We start from the raw sequence: 24153 nt of genomic DNA on the forward strand, positions 1-24153 counted from the left end.
CGTCCTGCGTTTGCCATTAGAAAAATCAGCGAGGAACACTCCATGCTCGAAGTCATCAACGACTTCCTCTCAGGGAAAGTACTGATCGTGCTCATTGTCGGGCTCGGCGGTTATTTCACGATCCGCTCGCGTTTCGTACAGTTGCGTCACTTTTTCCACATGTTCTCGGTGTTCAAAGACAGCCTGAAGAGCAGCGCCGGCCAGCTCAGTTCCTTCCAGGCGCTGATGCTCAGCCTGGCCGGCCGCGTGGGTGCCGGTAACATCGCCGGTGTCGGCATTGCCGTGACCCTGGGTGGCCCGGGTGCCGTGTTCTGGATGTGGGTCACCGCGCTGGTGGGCATGTCCTCGAGCTTTATCGAGTGCTCCCTCGGCCAGTTGTACAAGCGCACCGATGCCGAGGGCACCTACCGTGGCGGCCCGGCGTATTACATCCAGCACGGCTTGCAGAAGCGCTGGCTGGGTATGGTCATGGCGTTCCTGTTGCTGGTGACTTTCGGTTTCGCCTTCAACGGCCTGCAAGCCCACGCCGTGACTCACTCGCTGAACAACGCCTTTGGCCTGGACACCACCTACACCGGCCTGGCGCTGGCGGTATTGCTGGGCCTGGTGTTTATCGGCGGGATCAAGCGCATCGCTTCGATTGCCGACCTGCTGGTGCCGGTCAAGACCCTGGTCTACATCGCTGTGACCCTGTACGTGATCGTGCTGCAATTCGACCACGTGCCGGCCATGCTCGCGACCATCGTCAAAAGCGCTTTCGGCCTCGACCAAGCCTTCGGTGGCCTGGTGGGCAGCGCGATCATCATGGGTGTGAAGCGCGGCGTGTTCGCCAACGAAGCCGGTCTGGGCAGTGCGCCTAACGTGGCGGCAGTGGCCTCGGTAGAACACCCGATCGCCCAAGGCGTGGTGCAGGCGTTCAGCGTGTTCCTCGACACCTTCGTGATCTGTACCTGCACCGCGTTGCTGATCCTGCTCTCCGGTTTCTACACCCCAGGTTTTGAAGGCGACGGCATTGCCCTGACCCAGAACTCCCTGGCGGCGGTGGTCGGTGACTGGGGCCGGATGTTCATCTCGGTGGCCCTGGCGTTGTTCGTGTTCACCTCGATCATGTACAACTACTACCTCGGCGAGAGCAACCTGCGCTTCCTGGTGGGTAACAACCGCAAGGTGCTGATGGGCTACCGTGCGCTGGTGCTGGTGCTGATTTTCTGGGGTTCGATCGAGAACCTGAGCACCGTGTTCGCCTTCGCCGACATCACCATGACCCTGCTGGCGTTCGTCAACCTGTTCGCCCTGGCGTTCCTGTTCAAGATTGCCATGCGCATCCTCAATGACTACGACAACCAGCGTGCCGCAGGCATCAAGACGCCGGTGTTCGACTCCAGCCAGTTCCCTGACCTGGACCTGGACCGCAAGGCCTGGCCGGCCAACCCGGCAAAGGCAGAAGTCACCTCGGCTGAACTGAGCGCTCAAGCGCAACGTTAATCACCGCTAGATGACACGCCGCCCGGCCTTGGGCATGCTCTGGGCCCGGCGGCGTTTTTCGTTCAGGAGATTTTTCATGCAACCAGCTAACAACGTGATGGTGCTCTACACCGGCGGCACCATTGGCATGCAGGCCAGCGCCAACGGCCTGGCGCCTGCGTCGGGTTTTGAGGCGCGCATGCGCGAACAGCTCACCGATGCAGCAGTGCCCATCTGGCGCTTTCAAGAGATGTCGCCGCTGATCGACAGCGCCAACATGACGCCCACTTACTGGCAGCATCTGCGCAGCGCCGTGGTCGAGGCCGTGGACGCAGGCTGCGATGCGGTGCTGATCCTGCACGGCACCGACACCCTGGCCTACAGCGCGGCAGCCATGAGTTTTCAACTGCTGGGCCTGCCGGCGCCGGTAGTCTTCACCGGCTCCATGCTGCCGGCCGGCGTGCCCGACAGCGATGCCTGGGAAAACGTGAGCGGCGCCTTGACAGCCTTGGGCGAAGGCCTGGCGCCGGGCGTGCAGCTGTACTTCCACGGCGCGCTGATGGCACCGACCCGTTGCGCGAAAATCCGCAGCTTCGGTCGCCACCCGTTTGCGGCCCTGCAGCGCAATGGCGGCGTCGCCCAGGCCGACATGATCCCGGCCGCCCTGCATTACCGCCAGCCCAAAGCCTTGGCCAATGTCGGCGTGTTGCCGCTGGTGCCGGGCATCGCTGCCGCGCAACTGAACGCGTTGATCGACAGCGGCATCCAGGCGCTGGTGCTGGAATGCTTCGGCAGCGGCACCGGGCCGAGCGATAACCCTGATTTTCTCGCCAGCCTCAAGCGTGCGCAGGAACTGGGTGTAACCGTCGTGGCAATCACTCAATGCCATGAAGGCGGCGTGGAACTGGACGTGTACGAAGCCGGCAGCCGCCTGCGCGGCGTGGGCGTGCTGTCCGGTGGCGGCATGACCCGTGAAGCGGCGTTCGGCAAGCTCAATGCCCTGCTCGGCGCCGGGCTTGAGGCCAGTGAAGTGCGCCGCCTGGTGGAACTGGACCTGTGCGGCGAACTGAGCTGACCGGCATGTAACTTGCTCCACTTCCAGCCATCCCCTGGCTGGAAGTTTCCATGCTGCATTCCCACCTCACCACCCTCAATGCTGTTTCGCTGGTGCTTAACACCTTCAAAGGCTTGCCGCACGAGGCGCTGCTGGCCGGCAGCGGCATCTGTGCGGCGGACTTGAGCCGGGCCGACACGCGCATCACCACCAATCAGGAAATGCGCGTGTGCGCCAATGCCGTGGCCCTGCGCCGCGATGTCGGCCTGGAGCTGGGCGCACAAATGCATGTGTCGGCCTACGGCATGCTCGGTTACGCCCTGCTCACCAGTGCCACCTTTGGTGACGCATTACGCTTGGCCCTGCGGTATCCGGCGCTGCTGGGAACACTGTTCGAGTTGAGCCTTGAAGAGGACGGTGAGCGAATCTGGTTCACCGCCGGCGACTATCGGGAAAACCCCAGCCTGGAAATGTTCAACGTCGAGCTGTGCCTGGCGTCATTGAAAGTGATCTGCGACGACCTGCTCGGCCAGCCTCTGCCCTTACTGGCTGCGCGCTTTGAACATGATGCCCCCGACTATCGCATGCGCTACGCCGAGCGCTTCCCCTGCACGCTGCAATTTCAGGCCACCGCCAATGCCTTTGCCTTCGACAAACACTGGCTGGACCAGCCGCTGCCCCTGGCCGACGCCATTACTCACCAGGCGATGGCCGAGCGTTGCCGCAAACAAAACCTGGAGTTCACCGGGCGCCAGGCCTGGCTCGGCAGAATTCGCCAGCTGCTCGCCGCACAGCTCAACGCCGCGCCGGGCCTGGAGGGCTTGGCCGAGCAGATGAACTGTTCGGCACGCACCCTGCGCCGGCATCTGCATGACCTGGGCTGCAGCTACCAGGAGCTGCTGGACGAGCTGCGTTTCGAGCGCGCCAAGCAACTGCTGGCTGAGGACCACTGGCCGATTTACCGGATTGCCGAGGCACTGGGCTTCAGCGAAACGGCAAGTTTCAGGCATGCCTTTGTGCGTTGGAGTGGCGTGGCGCCGAGCCAATTTCGCGCATGATGCTTCATTGAGGGGCGAATTCAGGACAGATAATTTGGCCATAATTATCCCCTTTTGGCCGCTCCTGCCGTTCTCTTAAAGCACGCCCGCCGCAAGACTGGCTCCACCGATACAGCCTGCGGAGAACAACAAATGCTGACGATCTACTCGGACGATCACCACCTGCACCATGGCCGCTGTGAATTGATGGACGGGCAACTGATGCCCTGCTTTGAAATGCCCTCGCGCGCCGACCACGTGTTGCAACGGGTCAAAGACCGCGAACTGGGCCCGGTACACGCGCCGCAGGATTTCGGCCTGGCACCGCTGCAGCGTATCCACAGCCACGACTACCTCGACTTCTTCCAAGGCGCCTGGCAGCGCTGGACCGAGTACGGCCAGGAGGGCGACTTGCTGCCCTACACCTGGCCCGCGCGCACGCTGCGCCGGGTGATCCCCACAAGCCTGCATGGCCAGTTGGGCTATTACAGTTTCGACGGCGGCGCGCCGATTACCGCCGGCACCTGGCAAGCGGCCTACAGCGCGGCGCAAGTGGCCCTCACGGCGCAACGAGCAATCCAGAGCGGCGCCCACAGTGCCTTCGCCCTGTGCCGCCCACCTGGGCATCATGCTGCGGGCGACTTGATGGGCGGTTATTGCTACCTCAACAACGCCGCCATTGCCGCCCAGGCCTTCCTCGACCAAGGCCACAAACGCGTCGCGATCCTGGATGTGGATTACCACCACGGCAACGGCACCCAGTCGATTTTTTACGCACGCAGCGACGTGTTGTTCACCTCGATTCATGGCCATCCGGAAGCAGAGTTTCCGTTCTTCCTGGGCTATGCCGACGAGCTGGGCGAAGGTGAAGGCGAAGGCTTCAACTTCAACTATCCACTGCCGGCCGGTTCCGGTTGGGCAGCCTGGAGTGCCGCACTGGAAGAAGCCTGCGCCCAGATCGAGCGCTACGGCGCCGACATCATCGTCGTGTCCCTGGGCGTGGACACGTTCAAGGACGACCCTATCTCGCAGTTCAAGCTCGACAGCCCGGACTACCTGGCCATGGGCGCGCGCATCGCCCGGCTGGGCAAGCCCACGCTGTTTGTGATGGAAGGCGGCTACGCAGTGGAAGAAATCGGCATCAACGCCGTCAACGTCCTCGAAGGTTTTGAAGGAGCAGCCCAATGAACAGGCTCAAGTCACTCGTCCTCTGCGCCGCCGTCATCGGTGGCGCGGCCCACGCCGAAGAGAAAACCCTCAAGGTCTACAACTGGTTCGACTACATCACGCCCAAAGCCCTGGAAGACTTCAAGGCGCAGAACCCCAAGATCAAATTGGTCTACGACATCTTCGACACCAACGAAGCGCTGGAAGCCAAATTGCTCACCGGCAATTCCGGCTATGACGTGGTGGTACCGTCCAACGTGTTCCTGGCCAAGCAGATCGAAGCCGGCGTGTTCCAGCCGCTGGACCGCAGCAAGCTACCAAACTGGAACCACCTCGACCCCAAGCTGATGAAGCTGATCGAAGCCAACGACCCCGGCAATAAATTCGCCGTGCCTTACATGTACGGCACCATCCTCATTGGCTTCAACCCGGCCAAGGTCAAGGCCGCCCTGGGCGACAATGCGCCGGTAGACAGTTGGGATCTGATCTTCAAGGAAGAGAACATCAGCAAGCTCAAGCAATGTGGTGTGGCGCTGTTGGACTCGCCCTCCGAGATCCTGCCACTGGCCTTGCAGCACCTGGGCCTGGACCCCAACAGCAGCAATCCCAAGGACTACGACAAGGCCGAAGCGCTGCTGATGAAGATCCGCCCCTACATCACCTACTTTCACTCCTCCAAGTACATGGCCGATATCGCCAACGGTGATATTTGTGTGGCGGTGGGTTATTCAGGCAGTTTCTCCCAGGCCGCCAACCGTGCCAAAGAAGCCAAAAATGGCGTGACCGTGGACATGCGTCTACCCAAGGAGGGCGCGCCGATCTGGTTCGACATGCTCGCCATCCCCAAAGGCGCTAAAAATCCGGACGACGCCTACACCTTCATCAACTACCTGCTGCAACCCACAGTGATCGCGCCCATCAGTGACTTTGTCGGCTATCCCAATCCGAACAAGGACGCTACCGAGAGCGTCGACCCTGCCATTCGCCACAATCCCAACTTGTATCCGACCGACACCGCCATGGCCACGCTCTACACCCTTAAACCTCTGGACAGCAAAGCCGAACGCGCCAGAACAAGGGCCTGGACCAAAATCAAATCCGGCACCTGAAGCACCTTGGTTTGACGGGCGCCTTCAAATGCGCTCGTGAAGGTGGGCCTATCTAAGCACCGCCTCTCTGTGTGGCCGCGCCCTGGCATGGAACGCCTGGCCTTTACCTCAGGCTAGTTCCACCAAACGGCCAGACAGGGAAGCCTCATCATGAACGCCTCCGCTTCAAGCACCACGCCCACCAACACACCGCGTCCGGATGCACGGATAGCGCTGCTCACCCAGCTCTCTACCGGCCCTTCACGGGCGAACGCGTCTGATCTGATTTAGCGGCGCCACCGCTATTTATCTACCGTCCTCCCGGCAACGGCCATCGCTACCTTGCACATCCTCAACGCCCGTCCAGGCTAGCGATTGCAGCGGAGCAACACATGCCCAACGATCTACTTAACAACAATCATCGCCCACCCAGCACCTATGAACTGCTCACCCAGTTAACCACCGGGCCCACCACCCACGAGGTCGCCGCCACCACGTTGCGCGCGGCACTCAAAGAACTCTACCCCACCCTCAATATCGACCCCGACCTGGCCATGGTGATCAGCCCTCGCTGGAATGTCGTGGGCAGCACTGTCGAGCCGGCGCCAGCCGTTCTCCAATCCCTGACCTCAGTGCTGGCTCATCAAGCGCTGTCCCGCGAGCGGGTAACTTACATCGATGGCGAGCACTTCCTCACTTTGCAGCCGTACGCGGCGGCGCCTGTGCACCTTGAGGTGAAGATCGATGCCATCGCGCGCTTGATCAATGAGTTATCCGACTTTCTGTTCATCGCGTTTCAGGAACAGCAACTTAACTTCTGGAACGCCTCCAACGGTAGCAGCGGACCACGCTGGCAGACGTTTTCCAACTCGCTGAGGAAAGTGTGGAACGTCACCGAAGAGCAAGGCTTGGATGAGCACCAAGCGGCCATGGCCCGTGGAGTGTTCCAGAAACCCGACCGGGACAGACGCTCGTTGAATGATCGCTACAAGAGTCACGCCTACCTGGTTGATGTCGATCTACTCCGGGACGGCGAGTCCACCCACGTCAGTTTCATGGACATCGCCGTGTTGGTTGGCGAGCATGACAAACGCCCATTGATCCTGACGCACTCGCTGGTAAGCGGTTACGAAACCTTTGAGTCACTTGAAACATTCGGCGCCTCGCTGCCCGCCCGGTTGAGTGCGCCAAAGCGCGATACCACGTTGCAATGGCGCTTGTATGAACCCGATGGCAACTTTTTCGACACACTGGCCTGTACTCTGATCGAACTACAAATCCGCGCCATCGGCAGTTACGGCCAGGCCTTTGTCGAGGAGCCGGCAGAGGAGCAGGCAAGCCCGGCCACCGTCGCCCGCATTGTGCCCAGCATCGAAGAGATGAGCGATCACCAACTCTCGAGTATCCGAGACGTTCATCATCAACTGCCCGACTGGCTCGCTTCGGCATCGGACTCGGACACCGCCGCCTATAGCCGCTACATGATCGACCTGGCCCAACTGCATACCCATTATCACGGCGAAACATTCCGGGACGGCATTGCCCCCATTCGCGACTATGCCCGCACACAACTGCAAAGCCGCATCCACTCGCATAAAGACGGTGCGAGCCTGAACCTGGACAAAATCGAGGTGGTGATCGAAAGCCCGGTGGTGTGGGGCACGCTCGTCGTGCCGGGCAGCGTGGACATCACCCGTCGCAGCCTGATCGATCTGGCGTTGGACAACCTCACCGGCCTGCCCACCGGCAACACCACGGTGCACTACAACGGCAATGACGATGGCGTCCCCAGTTGGCTGTCCTTCAGCTATTTGAAAGACCTGATCGAAGACGTTGATATCGGCAAGCACTATCCCGTGCTGATCAAACAGAAACTGCTCGATGACCCGGCGCAATCCAGTCACCGCCAGCAGCTCTACATCAACCACCTGCGCCTGCAACTGCCGCTGTTGGCCCTGCAAATGAAAATCCGCCAACAGGGCGCAATTGATGAACTCGGCTACCGCTACGTTGCCGCCGTGATGCACGCCGATGAATACGACCGGCATGTAGACGGGCAGCCCATTGTTATCCGCGCCCTGGCCTTCGTGCCCACCCTGCGCCCCGGCCATGAGCGCGACGTGGTCGCCAATATGTTCGTGATCGGTCCAAGGAACGCCAGCGCCGGTCCGTGCCTGCTTTATCGCCCGTTGCTGGAACCGATGCTGATGCAATTCCCGTCACGGCAAAACCTGCTGTACGCCATCAAACATGACCGCCCCTTGCGCGAATCGGTGCTGGCCTGGCTGCCGCAAGCGCAAAGCTTCAACTACGCCCAATATGTGTTCCCGGACACCTTGCCCTCGCCCTGGACGGTGGTGCGAGCCCTGGTCGAACCCCTTACCGTGCTGTACATGAGCGGCCCCGTGACCCTGACCGATGAAGAAGTGGGCAATGACGCCCTGGCAATGCTGTTCAAGGCCAACGCCACCGCCATGGTCGAATTGGCGGACCGCCAGTCGGTGTCCAATGTGCAGAAACGCTGGGCGACGTTTCGACACACTGGCTGGCAAATCTTCAACGCTGCCCTGCCGTTCATGGGCCGTACCGTCGGAATTGCCGCCTGGGTCTGGCAAATCATGGACGACCTGCAAGCCACCGAGGAGGCTGTGAACAAGGGGGATCAACAAGCTTCGTGGACAGCGTTAGTCGATGTATTCCTCAACCTGGGCATGGCTCTGACCCTGCACATCGCCCTGCGCCATCCGCGCCCGCTGGAACAGTTCGAGGCGCCGAAGATCGAAACTGAATCCGAGTCAACACCGATCGAAACTGCCGATAAACCACCCGTCACCGAGAAAAAATATACTGCTGTGCAACAAGCAAATATTCCCGACAGCCAACTGCCCGCCAAGCATCAAGACGCCGTACACATCCTGGGGGCCCTGAGCCATAGCCGCTTGGGCCTGGCCAAGACACTTGACGGCTTCAACGTCGCCAAACCCGATAACCTTGGCGAACAAAACAAAACGCCCGGGCGCCACTTGAACCTGTATCCACTTGCAGACAAGTGGTATGCACCGGTTGGTGAGCGTTGGTTCGAGGTAAGGGTGGATGACAACGACAGTGTCATCATCATTGACCCGAAGGCACCGTTGCGTACGGGCCCGCCGTTGATCGGCAACCTGGCGGGCCAGTGGTTTGTTGATGTCCGTTTGCGACTGCGCGGTGGAGGTCTTCGACACCGTCGGCGAGCGGTCAAGGTCGATCAGCCTGAGCGCGTGGCAACACTCATGACCCAGCTCAACGCCTTCGACGCGGTCGCCACCAGCAAACAATTGGACGTGCTTAAGGCAAAGCCTGCACTGGACGCCGCCCCCGGCCCTTCCACGGACCTGCTGCGTACAGCGTTCATAGGCAACGTCGACAACCGGCTGGCGGCTTACGATGAAGCGATCAGTCAGTTGAAGTCCTTGAGCATCATCGAGGCCGTGCCCACCTATCAGAGCAACATGAGTGAATACCTGAAACAGCAAATACAACTGACTCAGGTAGTCGTGGAACAACAATTGGTGGGCTATAAAGAGGCCTTGAAGGCTTCGTCCCTGATCCTCGACCCCGAAGTAGACATTGACTATAAAAACCAGGCGCGAAGCGCACAAACCCTGTCCACCTTGAACCTGGCAATCATCAAGCGCCTGGAGTTCATCAACAACCGTTTCAGCGATCTCAAAGTGCTGGGAGATGACGGCGCAACGGTCATTCAAAAAACCCTGAGCGAGTTGCCACTGCTCACCCTCGCTGAGCTCAAATCTCTGGAAATCAGCTTGGGTCGCTACTTGTGTATCGATGAAGAGCAAAGCCAGATCCCTGCCACGCTGCGAGAGCAGGTGGACCAGAGCGTCGATACAGCCGAACTGAACGTCGAGAGTTTCAATGAAATCATGAAACGGGACAGCGGCACGCTGGATGAACGCATTGATGTGCTCAACAGCCTGGTTGAGCAATTTTCCAGCGCAGACCAACGCCTGCTGGACATGCATGCCGAGCACCCGCAGTTTCTGCTGAAACCCCGCCTGGAAAGCTTTCGACAGCAGATTGGCGAATTCAGCCAGCGGGCTATTCACGACCTGGCGCAACTGCTGCGCGAGAAAAAAGCCCTGGAGCCCAAGCCCGGCAGCTCAAAAGCCCCGCCCGCGCCACGGCGCAAAGTCATCAAGACACGCTACGACGGCACTTTAATAGCCCAGCCCCAAGAGGCCGACAGCACGCTGGTCGATGTCAGGGCGTCCGTGACGGGCAAGGTACTCGCTACGTTTCATGAAAAAACCCCAGGCGTCTGGGTCAAGCAGCAAAAGGTCAGCCCGCCACCGCCAGCGCCTGCCACTGTAGACCTGGATACCAGCATCAACACCGGGCAATCGCTATTGGACAGCGAGCGAGCTGAAACCCACAAGTACCGGGATTTTTCGCGTAAACCCTGGCATTCGCCCCAGGACATCCAAGATATGTTCGACGCCTACGGCAAACAACTGGAGGACGCGTCAAACGATATCGAGCAAGCGCTGACTCGGCGCAATCTCACCGAAAGCGGTCATACTTCCGCCGCTTCGACCAAGCGCAACCTCAACGAGGCAGCACAGCGGCTTTATCGCCTGGGTAGAAAAACCTACATAGACATGCTCAAACAGCAACCGCCAACTGCGGCGCGGGTGGAGTGGCTGCATAGCCAAGGGCTGATAAAGATCGGCAAAACCTTCAGCCGCCGCGCCGTCAAAGGGCCGCCTAAGGGCTATCTGGACGAGTACGAAGTACGCGATAAAGAGACCAACACTGTGCTGTGGTACGCGCACTTTCACTATGCAACGAAAGGCGCCGCCCTTGAGAAATTCGAGAAGGGCCACCTGAAAACCCGTGAACAACAGCGCCTTGGTGGCTCTCGCCAACGCACCGGCCCCAGTGACTGGGAAATGATAGAAATCCACCGCAGCAGCATCGGTGATCAATTGGCCAAGTCGCTGTTCTTCAACAGCTGATGGTCTTTATGCCTGCCACGCCTGGCGCAAACGTGCCAGCGCCTGCGCGATGGCCGCCTCGGGCACAGCGGCGAACCCCATCACCAGGCCTGCGCGCTGGTCCGGTGGTGGGCTTGTGCACGCCAGCCAATAGCTACTCAAACCATTGATCTCAACATTGGCCGCATGGGCCTGAGCGAGCAACGTCTGCTCGCGGGCAAGGCTGTCCACTCGCACTGTCAGATGCAGCCCGGCCGCAACGCTGGGCAAGGCCCCGACGCCAGGCAACCCGTCCGGCCAACCGGCCAACAAAGCATTGCGCCGGCTCAGCGCAGCGCGGCGCATCCGGCGAATGTGGCGCTGGAAATGCCCTGCCGCCATAAACTCAGCCATCACCGCCTGAGTACTGACTTCGGAGTGGCGCATGTCCACAGCGCGGCGCCGGGTAAACGCTTGCACAAGGGCCGGTGGTAAAACCAGGTAGCCCAGGCGCAATGCCGGGAACGCCACCTTGCCGAAGGTGCCGACGTATAACACGCGGCCACTGCGATCCAGCGCCGCCAAGGGCGACAGCGGCGCACCGCTGTAGCGGTACTCTCCGTCATAATCATCCTCGACGATCCAGCCGCCCGTACGCTCGGCCCAGGCCAGCAACTCCAGACGCCGGGCCAGGCTCATCACCACGCCCAACGGATACTGATGGGAAGGTGTGACATAGGCCACACGGCAATCATGCAGAGCGTTGAGCACCTGGCAATCCAGGCCCTCGCTGTCTACTGGTACGCCATGCAATCGAGCGCCCGCCAAGGCGAACGCATGGCCGGCGGCGCGATAACCGGGGTTTTCCACTGCCACGCCGTCCCCAGGCTCCACCAGCAACTGTGCACAAAGGCTAATCGCTTGCTGTGCGCCACTGGTGATCACAATTTGCTCAGCCGTGCATTGCATGCCACGTGAACTGCGCAAATAGGCAGCGATCAGACCGCGCAAACGATCGTCACCGGCCGGGTCGCCATAGCACAGCAGTTCCAGGTTCGGCTTGCGCCAGAACGCCCCATTCAGCTTGGCCCATATATCAAACGGGAACAGGTCGAAGGCCGGCACACCCACTCGAAATGCCCGAGGCGGTCCAGCCGGAGGGTGAGCCAGGTGGTTGTTTTTTACCCGTGCCAGGCCCGCCCTGTGGATAACTTCATTGTCCAGATCTTCCGGAAAATCCGCCCATTTTGTGGATAAGGCTGGGGATAACCCTGTTGAAAACCCTGTGGATACTTTTGTGGATAGTTTTTTTGCCGTGGGCAGTTGGGCCACATAGGTGCCGTCACCCACCCGGCTTTCGATAAACCCTTCTGCGTACAGCTGATCGTAGGCACGCACCACGCTGTTGCGCGAGATCGACAGCGCCGCCGCCAGATCACGCGTGGCGGGTAATCGCGTGCCGCTGACCAGTCGCCCGTCCAGCACGCGCTGGCGCAGGGCCTCATAGAGTTGGCGCGTCAGCCCCTGACGGCGATCCAACTCGATACCTGCGGGGTTGAACGACAGCGGCGGCGCGATGGGCGACATATTGGACCTATGAAATTGGTGCCAGATGGCTCTTACAACGAACCATTAGCCTGCCTAGGATGCAGGCATTCGCCAAGGAAAATTTCCATGTACACACCGCGCGCCTTTGCCCTCAATGATTTGCCCGAACTGCAGCAACTGATCCAGCACACCCGCCTGGCGCAGTTGGTGACCTTTGGTGAGCAAGGCCTGCAGGCCAGCCATTTGCCGCTGCTGCTCAACCCCGATGAAGGCCCGAATGGCACGCTCTACGGGCACTTGGCCAAGGCCAACCCGCAATGGCGTGACCTGCAAAATGGCAGCGAAGCCTTGGTGATTTTTGCCGGTGCCGACGCTTATGTCAGCCCGGCGTTTTACCCGGCCAAGGCCGAGCACGGCAAAGTGGTGCCCACCTGGAATTACATCGCCGTGCATGCCTACGGCAAGGCTGAGGTATTTGCCGACGCCGAGCGTCTGCTCGCGGTGGTCACCGCCCTCACCGATCGCCACGAAGGCAGCCGCGCCCAGCCATGGAAAGTCAGCGACGCCCCGGCCGACTACATTGACGGCATGCTCAAGGCCATCGTCGGCTTCGCCCTGCCCGTCGAGCGCCTGCTCGGCAAGCGCAAACTCAGCCAGAACCGCAGCACAGCCGATATTGCCGGCGTGCGCGAAGGCCTGGCTGCCAGCCTTGATGTGCGCGACCAGACCCTCGCGCGCTTTATTCCCCAAGGAGTTTCAGAATGAGTCAGATCGACATCCGCCAAGTGACTGCCGCCGATCACGCCGCGTGGCTGCCGCTGTGGCAGGCGTACTTGAAGTTCTACGAAACCGAACTGCCGGACGCCGTCAGCCAAAGCACCTGGCAACGCCTGATCGATGCCAACGAGCCGACCCATTCGGCGCTCGCCTGGCAGGACGGCAAGGCGGTGGGCATGGTCAACTTTATCTACCATCGCTCCAACTGGAGCATCGAGAATTCCTGCTACCTGCAGGATCTGCTGGTGGACCCAGCCCAGCGCGGCACTGGCGTGGGCCGTAAGTTGATCGAGTTTGTCTACGCCACCGCCAAGGCCGATAACTGTGCCAAGGTGCACTGGTTGACCCACGAGACCAACGCCACCGCGATTGCGCTGTACGAACGCATCGCCGAACGCCCGGGTTTCATTCAATTTCGCAAAGGTCTTTAAGGAGCGCAGCATGCCTATCTCACCCGCCGACTGGAAAGGCGTCCCGGCGCCCACGGTTCAACTGCTTGAAGGGCGTTTTATCCGTCTGGAAAAACTCGACCCGGCGCGGCATGCCGACGGCCTGTTCCGCGCCCTTGAAGGCCCCGGTGCCGACCCGAAACTCTGGGACTATTTGCCTTACGGCCCCTTCCCGGAGCGCGCCGCGTTCGATGCCTGGCTCAACAACCATGCAACCAACAGCGACCCATACTTTTTCAGCGTGATCGACCGCGTCAGCGGCGATGTGCAAGGCATCCTCAGCCTGATGTCCATCGTCCCGGCCCACGGCCGTATCGAAATCGGCCACGTCACCTTCGGCGCGCCGATGCAACGCTCGCCCAAAAGCACCGAGGCGGTGTACTTGTTGGCCAAATACGCGTTCGAGCAGGGCTACCGTCGACTGGAGTGGAAGTGCAACAACGGCAACGCCCGTTCAAAATACGCGGCCGAACGACTGGGCTTCAGCTTTGAAGGGGTGTTCCGCCAGCATATGGTGGTGAAGGGGCAGAATCGCGATACCGCGTGGTATTCGATTCTGGATTCGGAATGGCCCACCGTGGGCGCAGGCTTTGAAGAGTGGTTGTCCGAAGCGAACCAGGCCGGTTCTGGTCAGCTGAAAGGCCTGGCGGAGTGTCGCCGCCAGGCGATTTAAGCCTCAGGCCAGCTTCTGGGCGAGCACCGCAATGTGCTCCGGCCCAATCCCGCAGCAACCGCCTAAATGGCTGGCACCGCGTGCCTGCCAATCGGCGGCCCAGTGCAAGTAGCCGGGTGGGTCGAGATCGTCACGCAGGGGGTCGAGGCCATCGTTCGCGGTGGCCTCCTTGGGCTGCGGCGGGAAGGCGTTAGCGTAGGCGCCGATCTGAATGCTCACCCCCAGGCGCTCAAACGTTTGGCGCGCGGTATCAATGGCTGCGCCAATCACCTCCGGCTGGCTGCAATTGAACAGCAGCACCGCCACACCAAGTTGCGCAGCCGCTTCAGCCGCGTCTGCCACCGGTTCGCCAGAACGCAGGCGTGGCACCTCATCGGTGTCTTCATCCTTCAAGGTAAACGACAGCCAGAACGGTTTTCCGTCCTGCGGCAGGCCGGCGTGGATTGCCCGTGCCTCAACGATTGAACTCTGGGTTTCCGCCAACCATAGGTCGACATGGGGCGCCAGGCCATTCACCAGTGGCGTCAGCAGTTCGCTGACTCGGCCGCCCTCGAACAAGTCGGGCCGGTAGGAGCCGAACAGCGGCGGCAATGAGCCTGCCACACGCACCGTCTGGCTTGAAGCCTGTACCGCACGTCGCGCCAATTCACCGGCCAACGCCGCAAGCGCCTGGCCTTCGGCAGCAAACCGCGCTTCGCCAATATGAAACGGCACAACCGCGTAGCTGTTGGTGGTGATGACGTTGGCACCGCTCTGGATATAAGCCGTGTGCACCGCCTCTACCGCCTGCGGCGCTTCGCTCAACGCCAATGCCGACCACTCCGGCTGCCGAAACGGCGCGCCCCGGCGTTGCAGTTCACGGCCCATGCCACCATCGAGAATTACTGCGCTTACTGTGCCCATATGCTTTTTACTCATAAGCTTATGAAAATAACTCACTATGAGAGTCGTTCTTATAACTATTTAATGCGTACCGTCTGGTTAATAACAACCCTTTTTTATTCAGGTGTCGATTGTGAAACTTAAACCGCTGCTGGCCCTGGGCCTGACGATGCTGGCTGCCTCTAACCAAGCCTTTGGCGGTGCAACCCTGGACCGGGTTGAGCAAAAGAAAGAACTGGTGGGCGTGCTGATGGAAAGCTACCCGCCATTCTCGTTTCTCAACGAGCAGAACCAACTCGATGGGTTTGACGTCGACGTGGCCAAGGCAGTCGCGCAGAAGTTAGGCGTGAAGCTGCGTCTGGAAACGCCGTCCTGGGATGTGATTGCCGCAGGTCGCTGGAGCGGCCGCTACGATATTTGCATCTGCTCCATGACCCCGAGCAAAGCCCGCGCCGAGGTGTTTGATTTCCCGGTGGAGTACTACGCCTCGCCTGCGGTGATCGTTGTGAATGCCAAGGATGAGCGCATCCATGGCGCCAAAGACCTCAGCGGCAAGAAAGTCGGCCTCACCAGCGCGTCCAGCTATGAAAGCTACCTGAACAAGAACCTGGTGATCGAAGGCGCCGAAGATACGCAACTTCAGTACCCGTTCGAGGATGTGCAGATCGCCCCGTACGACACCGATAACGTCGCCTTCCAGGACCTGGGCCTGGGCGCCGGTGTCCGCCTGGATGCGATCCTCACCAACCTGGTCACTGCCCAACCGCGCCTGAACCAGGACAAGCGCTTCAAGCTCGCCGGTGAATCGCTGTATGCCGAGCCTAATTCGGTGGCCATCGAGAAAGGTGACCCGCAGTGGGATGCCAAGGTGCGTGAAGTGTTCGCGCAGTTGAAACAGGACGGCACCTTGAGCAAGCTGTCGCAAAAATGGATCGGCGCCGATATCAGCAAATGACCGCCTTCCCGACACCTCCCCAGCCGCCGGTGAACGCATCGCGGCTACAGCGACTCTTTGGCTTTCGTACGCGGTTGTACCTGACGTGGGCGGCGCTGTTTTGCCTGTTCGCCAGCTTCTTCCTGAGCTTTGACCTGAAGTTCTCGATCATCCTCGACAAACTGCCCAACCTGGTCGGCGTGCACCTGGCGCCGAACGGGTTTTTGCAAGGCGCAGCGCTGACGCTGTTTCTGTGCCTTTGCTCGATAGTCGCGTCGTCGGTGCTGGGTTTTATCACCGCGCTGGGGCGCCTGTCGAAAAGCGCCGTGGCCTTTGGCATTGCGAGTTTTTACGCCTCGTTCTTTCGCGGCACGCCGTTGTTGATCCAGATCCTGCTGATTTATCTGGGCCTGCCCCAACTGGGCCTGGTACCAGGCGCCATCGTCGCCGGGATCATCGCGCTCTCACTGAATTACGGCGCCTACCTGAGCGAAATCTTCCGCGCCGGCATCCTCGGTGTTCCCCACGGCCAACGAGAAGCCGCCCTGGCCCTGGGCATGCGTGACAGCGCGATCTTCTGGCACGTCACCCTGCCCCAGGCCATGCGCACCATCGTGCCGCCCGCCACCAACCAGTTCATCTCCATGCTCAAAGACTCGTCCCTGATCTCGGTAATGGGCGTGTGGGAAGTGATGTTCCTGGCGCAGTCGTACGGGCGATCAAGTTATCGATACATCGAAATGCTCACGACCGCCGCGATCATTTACTGGGTGATGTCCCTCGGGCTGGAACTGATCCAGGCGCGCCTGGAGCGTCACTACGGCAAAGGCTATGTGCAGCGGGGGTGATGCCTAGGGCAACAGCCTCAACCACGCGCTGACGAGCCTAAGGCAAATGCGGCTTTAATCGCACCGCAGTAGAGACAACTCCCGCAAATCAGGGGTCGATAGCCTGACAGTTATCGCCCCGCCATCTCGCTAAATTCCCGGCCTCATTCACCAGAGGCTATGACTTCATGCCCTTCTCCGTCCTAAACCTTGCACGCGCTATCAGCCTGGCTGTTGGCGTAGCCAGTACTCCGTTTGCCTTCGCAGCTGCACCTTTTCAATTCGAGCTGGATCTTTCCAATGACCGTTGGCAATACCAGCCACCGGCTCCAATCGTGCCCATCGACAGCTACTTCGACCAGGCGACGACTCACAACGGCCAGCAACTGGCTGCAGTGCTTAAACCGGCTTTGCAACGTGCACTGCAAGCCGGCGACCTGACCTCGGAAGAAATCAAAGGCCTGCAAAAAGCCGCTGACGCACTGTCCCAACAACCAGGCGGCCTGGGTGCCGCATTCGAGCAACTGGCAGGCAGCCAAAATGCCAACTTGGCTGGCGCGACCCAAAACGCCACCGCGCACATCAGCGACTCATTGCTCGCAACCCTGCGCACGCTGCCCAGTCATGGCGATGGCCATTTGTGGGTGCAAGGCCTGGGCAACGGCGGCAAGCTCGACAAACAAGGCGGCAGCGACGGGCTCAAACAGGGCACCAAAGGCCTGATGCTGGGCGCCGACTGGGCCGTGGGTGACGCGTGGCGAGTCGGTGTTATGGGCGCCAAGTCCACCAGCGAGCTTCAAGCTCAACGTTTCAAAGGCGAACTCGACAGCTTGCACCTTGGCGGTTATGCCGTGCGCCAGGACGGCCCATTGGCCCTGCGCATGGGGGCGTTCTACAGTGATCACGCGGGCAAGAACAAACGTGACGTCAACTTGCTCGGTTTCAAGGAGCAACTCCAGGGCAACTACAACGCTCAAAGCCAAACAGTGTTTTCCGAGCTGGGCTACCAATTGGGCAGTGCCGACGTACAGGTAGAGCCCTTCGCAGGCCTGGGCTATCAGCGCTACCACCGTGACAGCTTTAAAGAAAAGGGCGGCGTGACCGCGCTGAACGTCGGCTCACAAACCCAGCAAAACCTGAACAGCACCTTTGGCCTGCGGCTGGCCACGGTGTACCGGTTCGACAATCGGATGAGCCTCACACCCCACGTGAGTACCAGTTGGAAGCATCTTTACGGCGAAGTCGACAGCCAAGTGCGCCAATCCACTCGCGCCGCACCGGGAATCATCGACAGTTTCACCATCACCGGTACCTCGTTGGACCGCAATAGCCTCGATATGCAAGCAGGCCTGGACCTCGCCTTATCCACCGAACACAGCGTGGGCCTGACCTACAGTGCCCATGCCGGTACCCACAGCCGCAGCCAGGGCCTGACGGGGGAGTGGAAGATGAGTTTTTAAGCGCGCCGATCGGTAAATTTCAGGCAAAAAAAAGGGGAGCACCTGCCCCCCCGAGGATTAAGCGGTAGTGTCGAAGGCTGGGTCAGCCTTCGATTTCAATCAGGATTTCGCCAGGGTTGACCCGGTCGCCCTTGGCCACGTGAACGGCAGTTACCTTGCCGGCAATCGCTGCCTGCACTTCGGTTTCCATCTTCATGGCTTCGGTAATCAGCACGGCCTGGCCCGCTTTGACCACGTCGCCTTCCTTGACCAATACGTCGACGATGTTGCCCGGCATCGCCGTGCTGACATGGCCCGGCTCGGTCGCGTGCTTGCGCTTGCTGCCGCCACTGCTGACAAACTCATTGAGCGGTTCGAACACCACTTCTTCGGGCATGCCGTCGATGGACAGGTAGAAGTGCCGTTTGCCCTCGGCTTTCACGCCAACACCGGTGATATCCACGCGGTAGCTTTCGCCGTGCACGTCGATGACGAACTCGGTCGGCACGCCTTCACCACCGGCACGCGCCACGCCGCCGGCTTCAGGGATCGGCAACAGCACTTCAGGCGCCAGGGTGCCGGCGTCGCGCTCTTCGAGGAACTTGCGCCCGATATCCGGGAACATGGCGTAGGTCAGCACGTCTTCTTCGGACTTGGCCAATGCGCCGATTTCGCCGCGCAACTTGGTCATCTCCGGCTTGAGCAGGTCGGCTGGGCGATGATCGATCACCTCTTCGCTGCCAATGGCCTGGCGACGCAGCTTCTCGTTCACGGTGCCCGGCGCCTTGCCGTAGCCGCCTTGCAGGTAGAGCTTCACTTCGTTGGTGATGGTTTTGTAGCGCTCGCCGGCCAGCACGTTGAAGAACGCCTGGGTGCCGACGATCTGCGAGGTCGGCGTGACCAGCGGCGGGAAGCCTAGGTCTTCACGCACACGCGGGATTTCGGCCAGCACTTCGCTCATGCGGTTGAGTGCGCCCTGCTCTTTCAACTGGTTGGCCAGGTTGGAAATCATCCCGCCCGGCACCTGGTTGACTTGCACGCGGGTGTCGACGGCAGTGAATTCGCTTTCGAACTGGTGGTACTTCTTACGCACGGCGTAGAAGTACAGGCCAATTTCCTGCAGCAGTTCCAGGCTCAGGCCAGTGTCGAATTCGCTGCCTTTAAGGGCGGCGACCATCGACTCGGTGCCCGGGTGGCTGGTGCCCCAAGCGAAGCTGGAAATGGCGGTGTCGATATGGTCGGCACCGTTTTCGATCGCCTTGAGTTGGCACATCGCAGCCAGGCCGGCGGTGTCATGCGAGTGGATAAAGATCGGCAGGCTTTGCTCGGCTTTCAATGCCTTGACCAGCTCGCCGGTGGCGTACGGAGTCAGCAGCCCGGCCATGTCCTTGATCGCTACCGAGTCACAACCCATGGCTTCCATTTGCTTGGCTTGGGCCACAAAAGCGTCAATGGTGTGCACCGGGCTGGTGGTGTAGGCGATGGTGCCCTGGGCATGTTTGCCGGCAGCTTTGACCGCTTCGATAGCCACGCGCAGGTTACGCACGTCGTTCATGGCGTCGAAAATGCGGAACACGTCGATGCCATTCACAGCAGCCTTGGCGACGAAGGCTTTGACCACGTCGTCGCTGTAGTGGCGGTAGCCCAGCAGGTTCTGGCCACGCAGCAGCATTTGCAGGCGTGTGTTAGGCAACGCGGCGCGCAGTTTGCGCAGGCGCTCCCACGGGTCTTCTTTCAAAAAGCGCACGCAAGCGTCGAAGGTCGCGCCACCCCAGACTTCCAGGGACCAGTAGCCGACTTTATCGAGCTTGTCGCAGATCGGCAGCATATCGTCGGTGCGCATGCGGGTAGCCAGCAACGATTGGTGTGCGTCGCGCAGGATGGTGTCGGTTACGAATATTTTCTTGGACATTGTTGTATTCCTCACAGGCCTGCGTGGGCGGCGATGGCGGCGGCGATGGCCAGGGCCAGCTCTTCGGGTTTGCGCTTGATCGAGTAGTTGGTCAGCTCAGGGTGGCTTTCCACGAAACTGGTGTTGAACTGGCCGCTGCGGAATTCCGGGTTGCGCAGGATTTCCTGGTAGTAGGCGGCGGTGGTCTTCACGCCTTGCAGGCGCATGTCGTCCAGGGCACGCAGGCCGCGGTCCATGGCTTCTTCCCAAGTCAACGCCCACACCACCAGTTTCAGGCACATGGAGTCGTAGAACGGCGGGATGGTGTAGCCGGTGTAGATCGCCGTGTCGGTGCGCACGCCGGGACCGCCGGGCGCGTAGTAACGGGTGATCTTGCCGAAACTTGGCAGGAAGTTGTTCTTGGGGTCTTCGGCGTTGATGCGGAACTGCAACGCGAAACCACGGTGCTGAATGTCTTCCTGTTTCACCGACAGCGGCAGGCCCGAGGCGATGCGGATCTGTTCACGCACAATATCGATGCCGGTGATTTCTTCGGTGATGGTGTGTTCCACCTGCACGCGGGTGTTCATTTCCATGAAGTACACCTCGCCCTCGGCGAGCAGGAACTCCACGGTGCCAGCGTTCTCGTAACCCACGGCCTTGGCCGCGCGCACCGACAGGTCACCGATGTAGGCGCGCTGTTCAGGCGTCAACTGCGGGCTTGGGGCGATTTCAATGAGCTTCTGGTTGCGACGCTGGATCGAGCAATCGCGCTCGAACAGATGCACCACGTTGCCAAAGCTGTCACCGAGAATCTGCGCCTCGATATGCTTGGGATTGACGATGCATTTTTCCAGGAACACTTCCGCCGAACCGAAGGCCTTGGTGGCTTCGGAGATCACGCGTGGGAAGGCTTGTTCCAGTTCTTCACGACTGTTGCAGCGACGGATGCCGCGACCGCCACCACCGGAGGTGGCCTTGAGCATCACCGGGTAACCAATGCGGTCGCCTTCGGTGAGGGCTTCGGCGATATCAGCCACGTTGCCTTCGGTGCCCGGCGTGACCGGCACACCGGCCTTGATCATGCTGCGGCGCGCTTCGGTCTTGTCGCCCATGCGGCGGATCACTTCGGCCGACGGGCCGATGAACTTGATCCCGCGTTCGGCGCAAATGTCTGCCAGCTCGGCGTTTTCCGACAGGAACCCGTAGCCTGGGTGCAAGGCGTCACAACCGGTTTCCACGGCCAGGTTCACCAGCTTACGCGGGTTCAGGTAACCGGCCAGCGGCTCGGCACCAATGCTGTGGGCTTCGTCGGCACGTTTAACGTGCAACGCGTGGCGGTCGGCGTCCGAGTAAACCGCGACCGAGCGAATGCCCATCTCGGCGCAGGCACGCACGATTCGTACGGCAATTTCACCACGGTTGGCGATCAGGATCTTTTTTATCACTTGGAAATTCCCTTGAGCCGATTGCTGCGTTCTACGACCCGTTGGATCCGGGTCGGCGCGTGACCAAATGTTTCATGACAGTCGCGAGACACACACTAGGCGCAACGGAGGATTAACAAAAATCAATAATTATTGGGTTGTGTATAAGTAAAGACTTATAGTTGGCCGGACGGCCTTGGGCGAGAGGATTTAAATAATGCGTAAGTCATTGATGCGTATGACATTGCGTCAATTACAGATCTTCAATGAAGTGTGTGATTTGCGCTCCTACAGCCGCGCGGCCGAGGAAATGTCTCTCACGCAACCCGCCGTCAGCCTGCAAATTCGCCAGCTTGAAGAGCTGATCGGCCAGCCGCTGTTCGATTACGTCGGCAAAAAGCTCTACATGACTGAAGCCGCCGAAGCCTTGCAGCGCGCCAGCCGGGATATTTTCGGGCGCCTGGAAAACCTCGATATGCAGCTGTCGGACATGCAGGGCTCGCTGCAAGGCCAACTGAAACTGGCGGTGGAATCCAGCGCCAAGTACTTCGTGCCGCACCTGTTCGCGGCCTTTAAACGCCAGCACCCGGAGGTGCAGTTGCACCTCACGGTGGTCAACCGCGCCCAGGTGATTCGCAGGCTGTCGGACAACCGCGACGACCTGGTGATCATGTCCATGGTGCCCCAGGACATGGGCCTGGAATTCCTGCCGTTCCTGAACAACCCGATTGTTGCCGTGGCGCCGCTCGATCACCCGTTAAGCCTGCAAGGGCCGCTGCGCCTTCAAGACCTGGAACCCTACACGCTGCTCATCCGCGAACCAGGTTCCGGCACGCGACTGGCCTGCGAGGAGTACTTCAAGGAAAAACGCGTGCACTTCACCCAAACAGTGGAAGTAGCCTCGGCCGAGGCGCAGCGCGAGTGCGTGAATGCAGGGTTGGGCGTGGCGTTGCTGACGCGCCACGCAGTCAACCTGGAGCTGGCCACCGGCGGGCTCAAGGAGCTGCCGGTAGAAGAACTGCCGCTGTACCGCAGTTGGTGCCTGGTGCAAGCCAAGGCCAAGCGCCTGTCACCGGTGGCCCATGCGTTCCTGGGCTTTATCCGCAGCGAACGCGTACAGATCAGCGCGCTGGCTGAGCGTTTCGCTGGGCAGCCGCGGGTGCCTGCCAGTGGAGTTCCGGGTAGTCACTGATGCTCTGGAGCAACTGGCGCTCCTCGCAGCGGTCTTCGATTGCGCGACGGAACGCCATGCGGCGCTGGTCTTCTTGCTGACGACGGGTTTTGACGGTGCTGCTGTCTTCGTAGTGCCGGGCCATTTCGAGTCTCCCAATGCGAGTACGGGGAGTACAGGATGGCCTTGGGCGATGACGGTTTGGCGGCGCGAGGGTTACAGGACGATGAATCTTCTGAAATAAACGCAAAACCAAGGTGGGAGCTGGCTTGCCTGCGATAGCGGTGGGTCAGCCGACATATCCGGCGACTGATACCCAGCCATCGCAGGCAAGCCAGCTCCCACATTTGACCGAGGGCGACCTCGAATCAGTCGTCGAGGGCTTTGACGGACTTGGGTGACAACCGCAGGCTGCGCAAGCTGCGCTTCACGCTCTTGAGGTGGTTGACCAGGCTCGGCCCGCGCGCCATGGCCACGCCCATCGCCAACACGTCGATCACCACCAGATGCGCAATACGCGAGGTCAGCGGCGTGTAGATCTCAGTGTCTTCGTGCACGTCGATCGCCAGGTTGACCGTGGACAGCTCTGCCAACGGCGTCTGGCTCGGGCACAGGGTGATCAACGAAGCGCCGCTTTCACGCACCAGGTTGGCGGTGATCAGCAGGTCTTTGGAGCGTCCGGACTGGGAAATGCAGATGGCCACGTCGGTCGGCTTCAAGGTCACCGCCGACATTGCCTGCATGTGCGGGTCGCTGTAGGCCGCGGCAGTGAGCAGCAGGCGGAAGAATTTGTGCTGGGCATCAGCGGCGACGGCTCCCGAAGCACCAAACCCATAAAACTCCACGCGCTGGGCTTGGGACATGGCGGTCACGGCCTTTTGCAGCTCAACCGGATCGAGCTTCTCACGCACTTCCATCAGCGTGTGCAAGGTGGTGTCGAAGATTTTCAGGCTGTAGTCGGCGACGGAGTCGTCTTCATGAATCGCAAACTGCCCGAAGCTCGCACCGGCCGCCAGGCTTTGCGCCAGCTTGAGTTTCAAATCCTGGAACCCGGAACAACCGATGGCACGGCAAAAGCGCACGATGGTCGGCTCACTGATGCCCACGCTGTGGGCCAGGTCGGCCATGGAACTGTGCATCACGGCCGCAGGATCAAGCAGCACGTGATCGGCAACCTTGAGTTCCGATTTGCGTAACAGGTGGCGCGACTGGGCGATATGTTGCAACAGGTTCAAAGGGCAGGACTCTTGTTATTGGCAGACGCCAGGGATGTAGCAAGCTTGTAGTTATACTACAAGAATTACCGTTTTGCCCGCCCGATGCATCACTAAATCGCCCTGATGCCCTTTGAA

The 24153-nt window shown here is 60.4% G+C and carries 19 protein-coding genes; 13 read left to right on the plus strand and 6 right to left on the minus strand.

Going from position 1 to position 24153, the window contains the following annotated elements; translation table 11 throughout:
* Positions 1-42: 42 nt before the first annotated feature.
* The 6 genes from HU759_RS00530 (at position 43) to HU759_RS00555 (ending at position 10825) form a co-directional block, all read left to right on the plus strand.
* Positions 43-1485, plus strand: coding sequence for an alanine/glycine:cation symporter family protein (locus tag HU759_RS00530; RefSeq protein ID WP_138450575.1), 1443 nt, complete (start codon positions 43-45; stop codon positions 1483-1485).
* Between the two features lie 76 nt (positions 1486-1561).
* On the plus strand, positions 1562-2539 hold the full coding sequence (locus tag HU759_RS00535; protein ID WP_138450576.1) for an asparaginase: 978 nt from the start codon (positions 1562-1564) through the stop codon (positions 2537-2539).
* A 50-nt stretch (positions 2540-2589) separates the two neighbouring features.
* Positions 2590-3576, plus strand: coding sequence for an AraC family transcriptional regulator (locus tag HU759_RS00540; protein ID WP_138450578.1), 987 nt, complete (start codon positions 2590-2592; stop codon positions 3574-3576).
* 132 nt (positions 3577-3708) lie between these two features.
* Positions 3709-4743, plus strand: a complete 1035-nt coding sequence (locus HU759_RS00545; RefSeq protein WP_017135788.1) for a histone deacetylase family protein — start codon at positions 3709-3711, stop codon at positions 4741-4743.
* The gene (locus HU759_RS00550) at positions 4740-5831 is read left to right on the plus strand and encodes a polyamine ABC transporter substrate-binding protein (RefSeq protein ID WP_099550236.1); all 1092 of its coding nucleotides are present in this window, start codon (positions 4740-4742) and stop codon (positions 5829-5831) included. Before HU759_RS00545 ends, HU759_RS00550 begins: the two co-directional genes overlap by 4 nt.
* A 371-nt stretch (positions 5832-6202) precedes the next feature.
* Entirely contained in the window at positions 6203-10825 is a 4623-nt protein-coding gene (locus HU759_RS00555) for a DUF6543 domain-containing protein (RefSeq protein ID WP_186617246.1), read from the plus strand.
* A gap of 6 nt (positions 10826-10831) precedes the next feature.
* Here the strand turns inward: HU759_RS00555 and HU759_RS00560 are convergent, their stop codons facing one another.
* Entirely contained in the window at positions 10832-12370 is a 1539-nt protein-coding gene (locus HU759_RS00560) for a PLP-dependent aminotransferase family protein (protein ID WP_170036664.1), read from the minus strand.
* Between the two features lie 87 nt (positions 12371-12457).
* On the opposite strand from HU759_RS00560, the gene HU759_RS00565 reads away from it, so the two are divergent.
* Genes HU759_RS00565 through HU759_RS00575 form a run of 3 tightly spaced genes read left to right on the plus strand, consistent with a single transcriptional unit; the run spans position 12458 to position 14230 of the window.
* A complete protein-coding gene (locus HU759_RS00565) occupies positions 12458-13096 on the plus strand; it encodes an FMN-binding negative transcriptional regulator (RefSeq protein WP_099550233.1) in 639 nt (212 codons plus the stop codon).
* On the plus strand, positions 13093-13539 hold the full coding sequence (locus HU759_RS00570) for a GNAT family N-acetyltransferase (protein WP_058421099.1): 447 nt from the start codon (positions 13093-13095) through the stop codon (positions 13537-13539). The genes HU759_RS00565 and HU759_RS00570 overlap by 4 nt, the downstream gene beginning before the upstream one ends.
* A gap of 10 nt (positions 13540-13549) precedes the next feature.
* The gene (locus HU759_RS00575; RefSeq protein WP_186617245.1) at positions 13550-14230 is read left to right on the plus strand and encodes a GNAT family protein; all 681 of its coding nucleotides are present in this window, start codon (positions 13550-13552) and stop codon (positions 14228-14230) included.
* Positions 14231-14233: 3 nt separating this feature from the next.
* On the opposite strand, the gene HU759_RS00580 is transcribed toward HU759_RS00575, so the two are convergent.
* Positions 14234-15133, minus strand: coding sequence for a homocysteine S-methyltransferase family protein (locus tag HU759_RS00580; protein WP_170036658.1), 900 nt, complete (start codon positions 15131-15133; stop codon positions 14234-14236).
* Positions 15134-15245: 112 nt separating this feature from the next.
* On the opposite strand from HU759_RS00580, the gene HU759_RS00585 reads away from it, so the two are divergent.
* From HU759_RS00585 to HU759_RS00595, 3 genes are all read left to right on the plus strand, one after another.
* Entirely contained in the window at positions 15246-16067 is an 822-nt protein-coding gene (locus tag HU759_RS00585) for an ABC transporter substrate-binding protein (RefSeq protein ID WP_186617244.1), read from the plus strand.
* Complete coding sequence (locus HU759_RS00590) at positions 16064-16894, plus strand: amino acid ABC transporter permease (RefSeq protein ID WP_170036656.1); 831 nt, start codon at positions 16064-16066, stop codon at positions 16892-16894. Before HU759_RS00585 ends, HU759_RS00590 begins: the two co-directional genes overlap by 4 nt.
* A gap of 167 nt (positions 16895-17061) precedes the next feature.
* On the plus strand, positions 17062-18333 hold the full coding sequence (locus tag HU759_RS00595; RefSeq protein ID WP_017135778.1) for an autotransporter outer membrane beta-barrel domain-containing protein: 1272 nt from the start codon (positions 17062-17064) through the stop codon (positions 18331-18333).
* Positions 18334-18415: 82 nt separating this feature from the next.
* On the opposite strand, the gene oadA is transcribed toward HU759_RS00595, so the two are convergent.
* Positions 18416-20224 carry a sodium-extruding oxaloacetate decarboxylase subunit alpha gene (gene oadA, locus HU759_RS00600; protein ID WP_017135777.1) on the minus strand — a complete coding sequence of 603 codons (1809 nt, stop codon included), beginning with the start codon at positions 20222-20224 and terminating at the stop codon, positions 18416-18418.
* Positions 20225-20235: 11 nt separating this feature from the next.
* Entirely contained in the window at positions 20236-21651 is a 1416-nt protein-coding gene (locus HU759_RS00605) for an acetyl-CoA carboxylase biotin carboxylase subunit (protein WP_003213442.1), read from the minus strand.
* Positions 21652-21847: 196 nt separating this feature from the next.
* Between HU759_RS00605 and HU759_RS00610 the strand changes: the two genes are divergently transcribed.
* Positions 21848-22822 (plus strand): LysR family transcriptional regulator, encoded by a 975-nt coding sequence (locus HU759_RS00610; protein ID WP_017135776.1) that lies wholly within the window; start codon positions 21848-21850, stop codon positions 22820-22822.
* On the opposite strand, the gene HU759_RS29765 is transcribed toward HU759_RS00610, so the two are convergent.
* Positions 22752-22946, minus strand: coding sequence for a hypothetical protein (locus tag HU759_RS29765; RefSeq protein ID WP_017135775.1), 195 nt, complete (start codon positions 22944-22946; stop codon positions 22752-22754). The two genes, HU759_RS00610 and HU759_RS29765, sit on opposite strands and share 71 nt — an antisense overlap.
* Before the next feature lie 223 nt (positions 22947-23169).
* Positions 23170-24036 (minus strand): transcriptional regulator HexR, encoded by an 867-nt coding sequence (hexR, locus tag HU759_RS00615; protein ID WP_003177007.1) that lies wholly within the window; start codon positions 24034-24036, stop codon positions 23170-23172.
* Positions 24037-24153: the final 117 nt, after the last annotated feature.

The sequence above is a fragment of the Pseudomonas sp. OE 28.3 genome (assembly GCF_014268205.2).
GTDB classification, from domain to species: Bacteria; Pseudomonadota; Gammaproteobacteria; order Pseudomonadales; family Pseudomonadaceae; genus Aquipseudomonas; species Aquipseudomonas edaphica.

What these genes read in the sequence shown, in the direction of transcription:
- HU759_RS00530 (WP_138450575.1), top strand. Translation starts at nt 43, where the DNA reads ATGCTCGAAGTCATCAACGACTTCCTCTCAGGGAAAGTACTGATCGTG.
- HU759_RS00535 (WP_138450576.1), top strand. Translation starts at nt 1,562, where the DNA reads ATGCAACCAGCTAACAACGTGATGGTGCTCTACACCGGCGGCACCATT.
- HU759_RS00540 (WP_138450578.1), top strand. Translation starts at nt 2,590, where the DNA reads ATGCTGCATTCCCACCTCACCACCCTCAATGCTGTTTCGCTGGTGCTT.
- HU759_RS00545 (WP_017135788.1), top strand. Translation starts at nt 3,709, where the DNA reads ATGCTGACGATCTACTCGGACGATCACCACCTGCACCATGGCCGCTGT.
- HU759_RS00550 (WP_099550236.1), top strand. Translation starts at nt 4,740, where the DNA reads ATGAACAGGCTCAAGTCACTCGTCCTCTGCGCCGCCGTCATCGGTGGC.
- HU759_RS00555 (WP_186617246.1), top strand. Translation starts at nt 6,203, where the DNA reads ATGCCCAACGATCTACTTAACAACAATCATCGCCCACCCAGCACCTAT.
- HU759_RS00560 (WP_170036664.1), bottom strand. Translation starts at nt 12,370, where the DNA reads ATGTCGCCCATCGCGCCGCCGCTGTCGTTCAACCCCGCAGGTATCGAG.
- HU759_RS00565 (WP_099550233.1), top strand. Translation starts at nt 12,458, where the DNA reads ATGTACACACCGCGCGCCTTTGCCCTCAATGATTTGCCCGAACTGCAG.
- HU759_RS00570 (WP_058421099.1), top strand. Translation starts at nt 13,093, where the DNA reads ATGAGTCAGATCGACATCCGCCAAGTGACTGCCGCCGATCACGCCGCG.
- HU759_RS00575 (WP_186617245.1), top strand. Translation starts at nt 13,550, where the DNA reads ATGCCTATCTCACCCGCCGACTGGAAAGGCGTCCCGGCGCCCACGGTT.
- HU759_RS00580 (WP_170036658.1), bottom strand. Translation starts at nt 15,133, where the DNA reads ATGGGCACAGTAAGCGCAGTAATTCTCGATGGTGGCATGGGCCGTGAA.
- HU759_RS00590 (WP_170036656.1), top strand. Translation starts at nt 16,064, where the DNA reads ATGACCGCCTTCCCGACACCTCCCCAGCCGCCGGTGAACGCATCGCGG.
- HU759_RS00595 (WP_017135778.1), top strand. Translation starts at nt 17,062, where the DNA reads ATGCCCTTCTCCGTCCTAAACCTTGCACGCGCTATCAGCCTGGCTGTT.
- oadA (WP_017135777.1), bottom strand. Translation starts at nt 20,224, where the DNA reads ATGTCCAAGAAAATATTCGTAACCGACACCATCCTGCGCGACGCACAC.
- HU759_RS00610 (WP_017135776.1), top strand. Translation starts at nt 21,848, where the DNA reads ATGCGTAAGTCATTGATGCGTATGACATTGCGTCAATTACAGATCTTC.
- HU759_RS29765 (WP_017135775.1), bottom strand. Translation starts at nt 22,946, where the DNA reads ATGGCCCGGCACTACGAAGACAGCAGCACCGTCAAAACCCGTCGTCAG.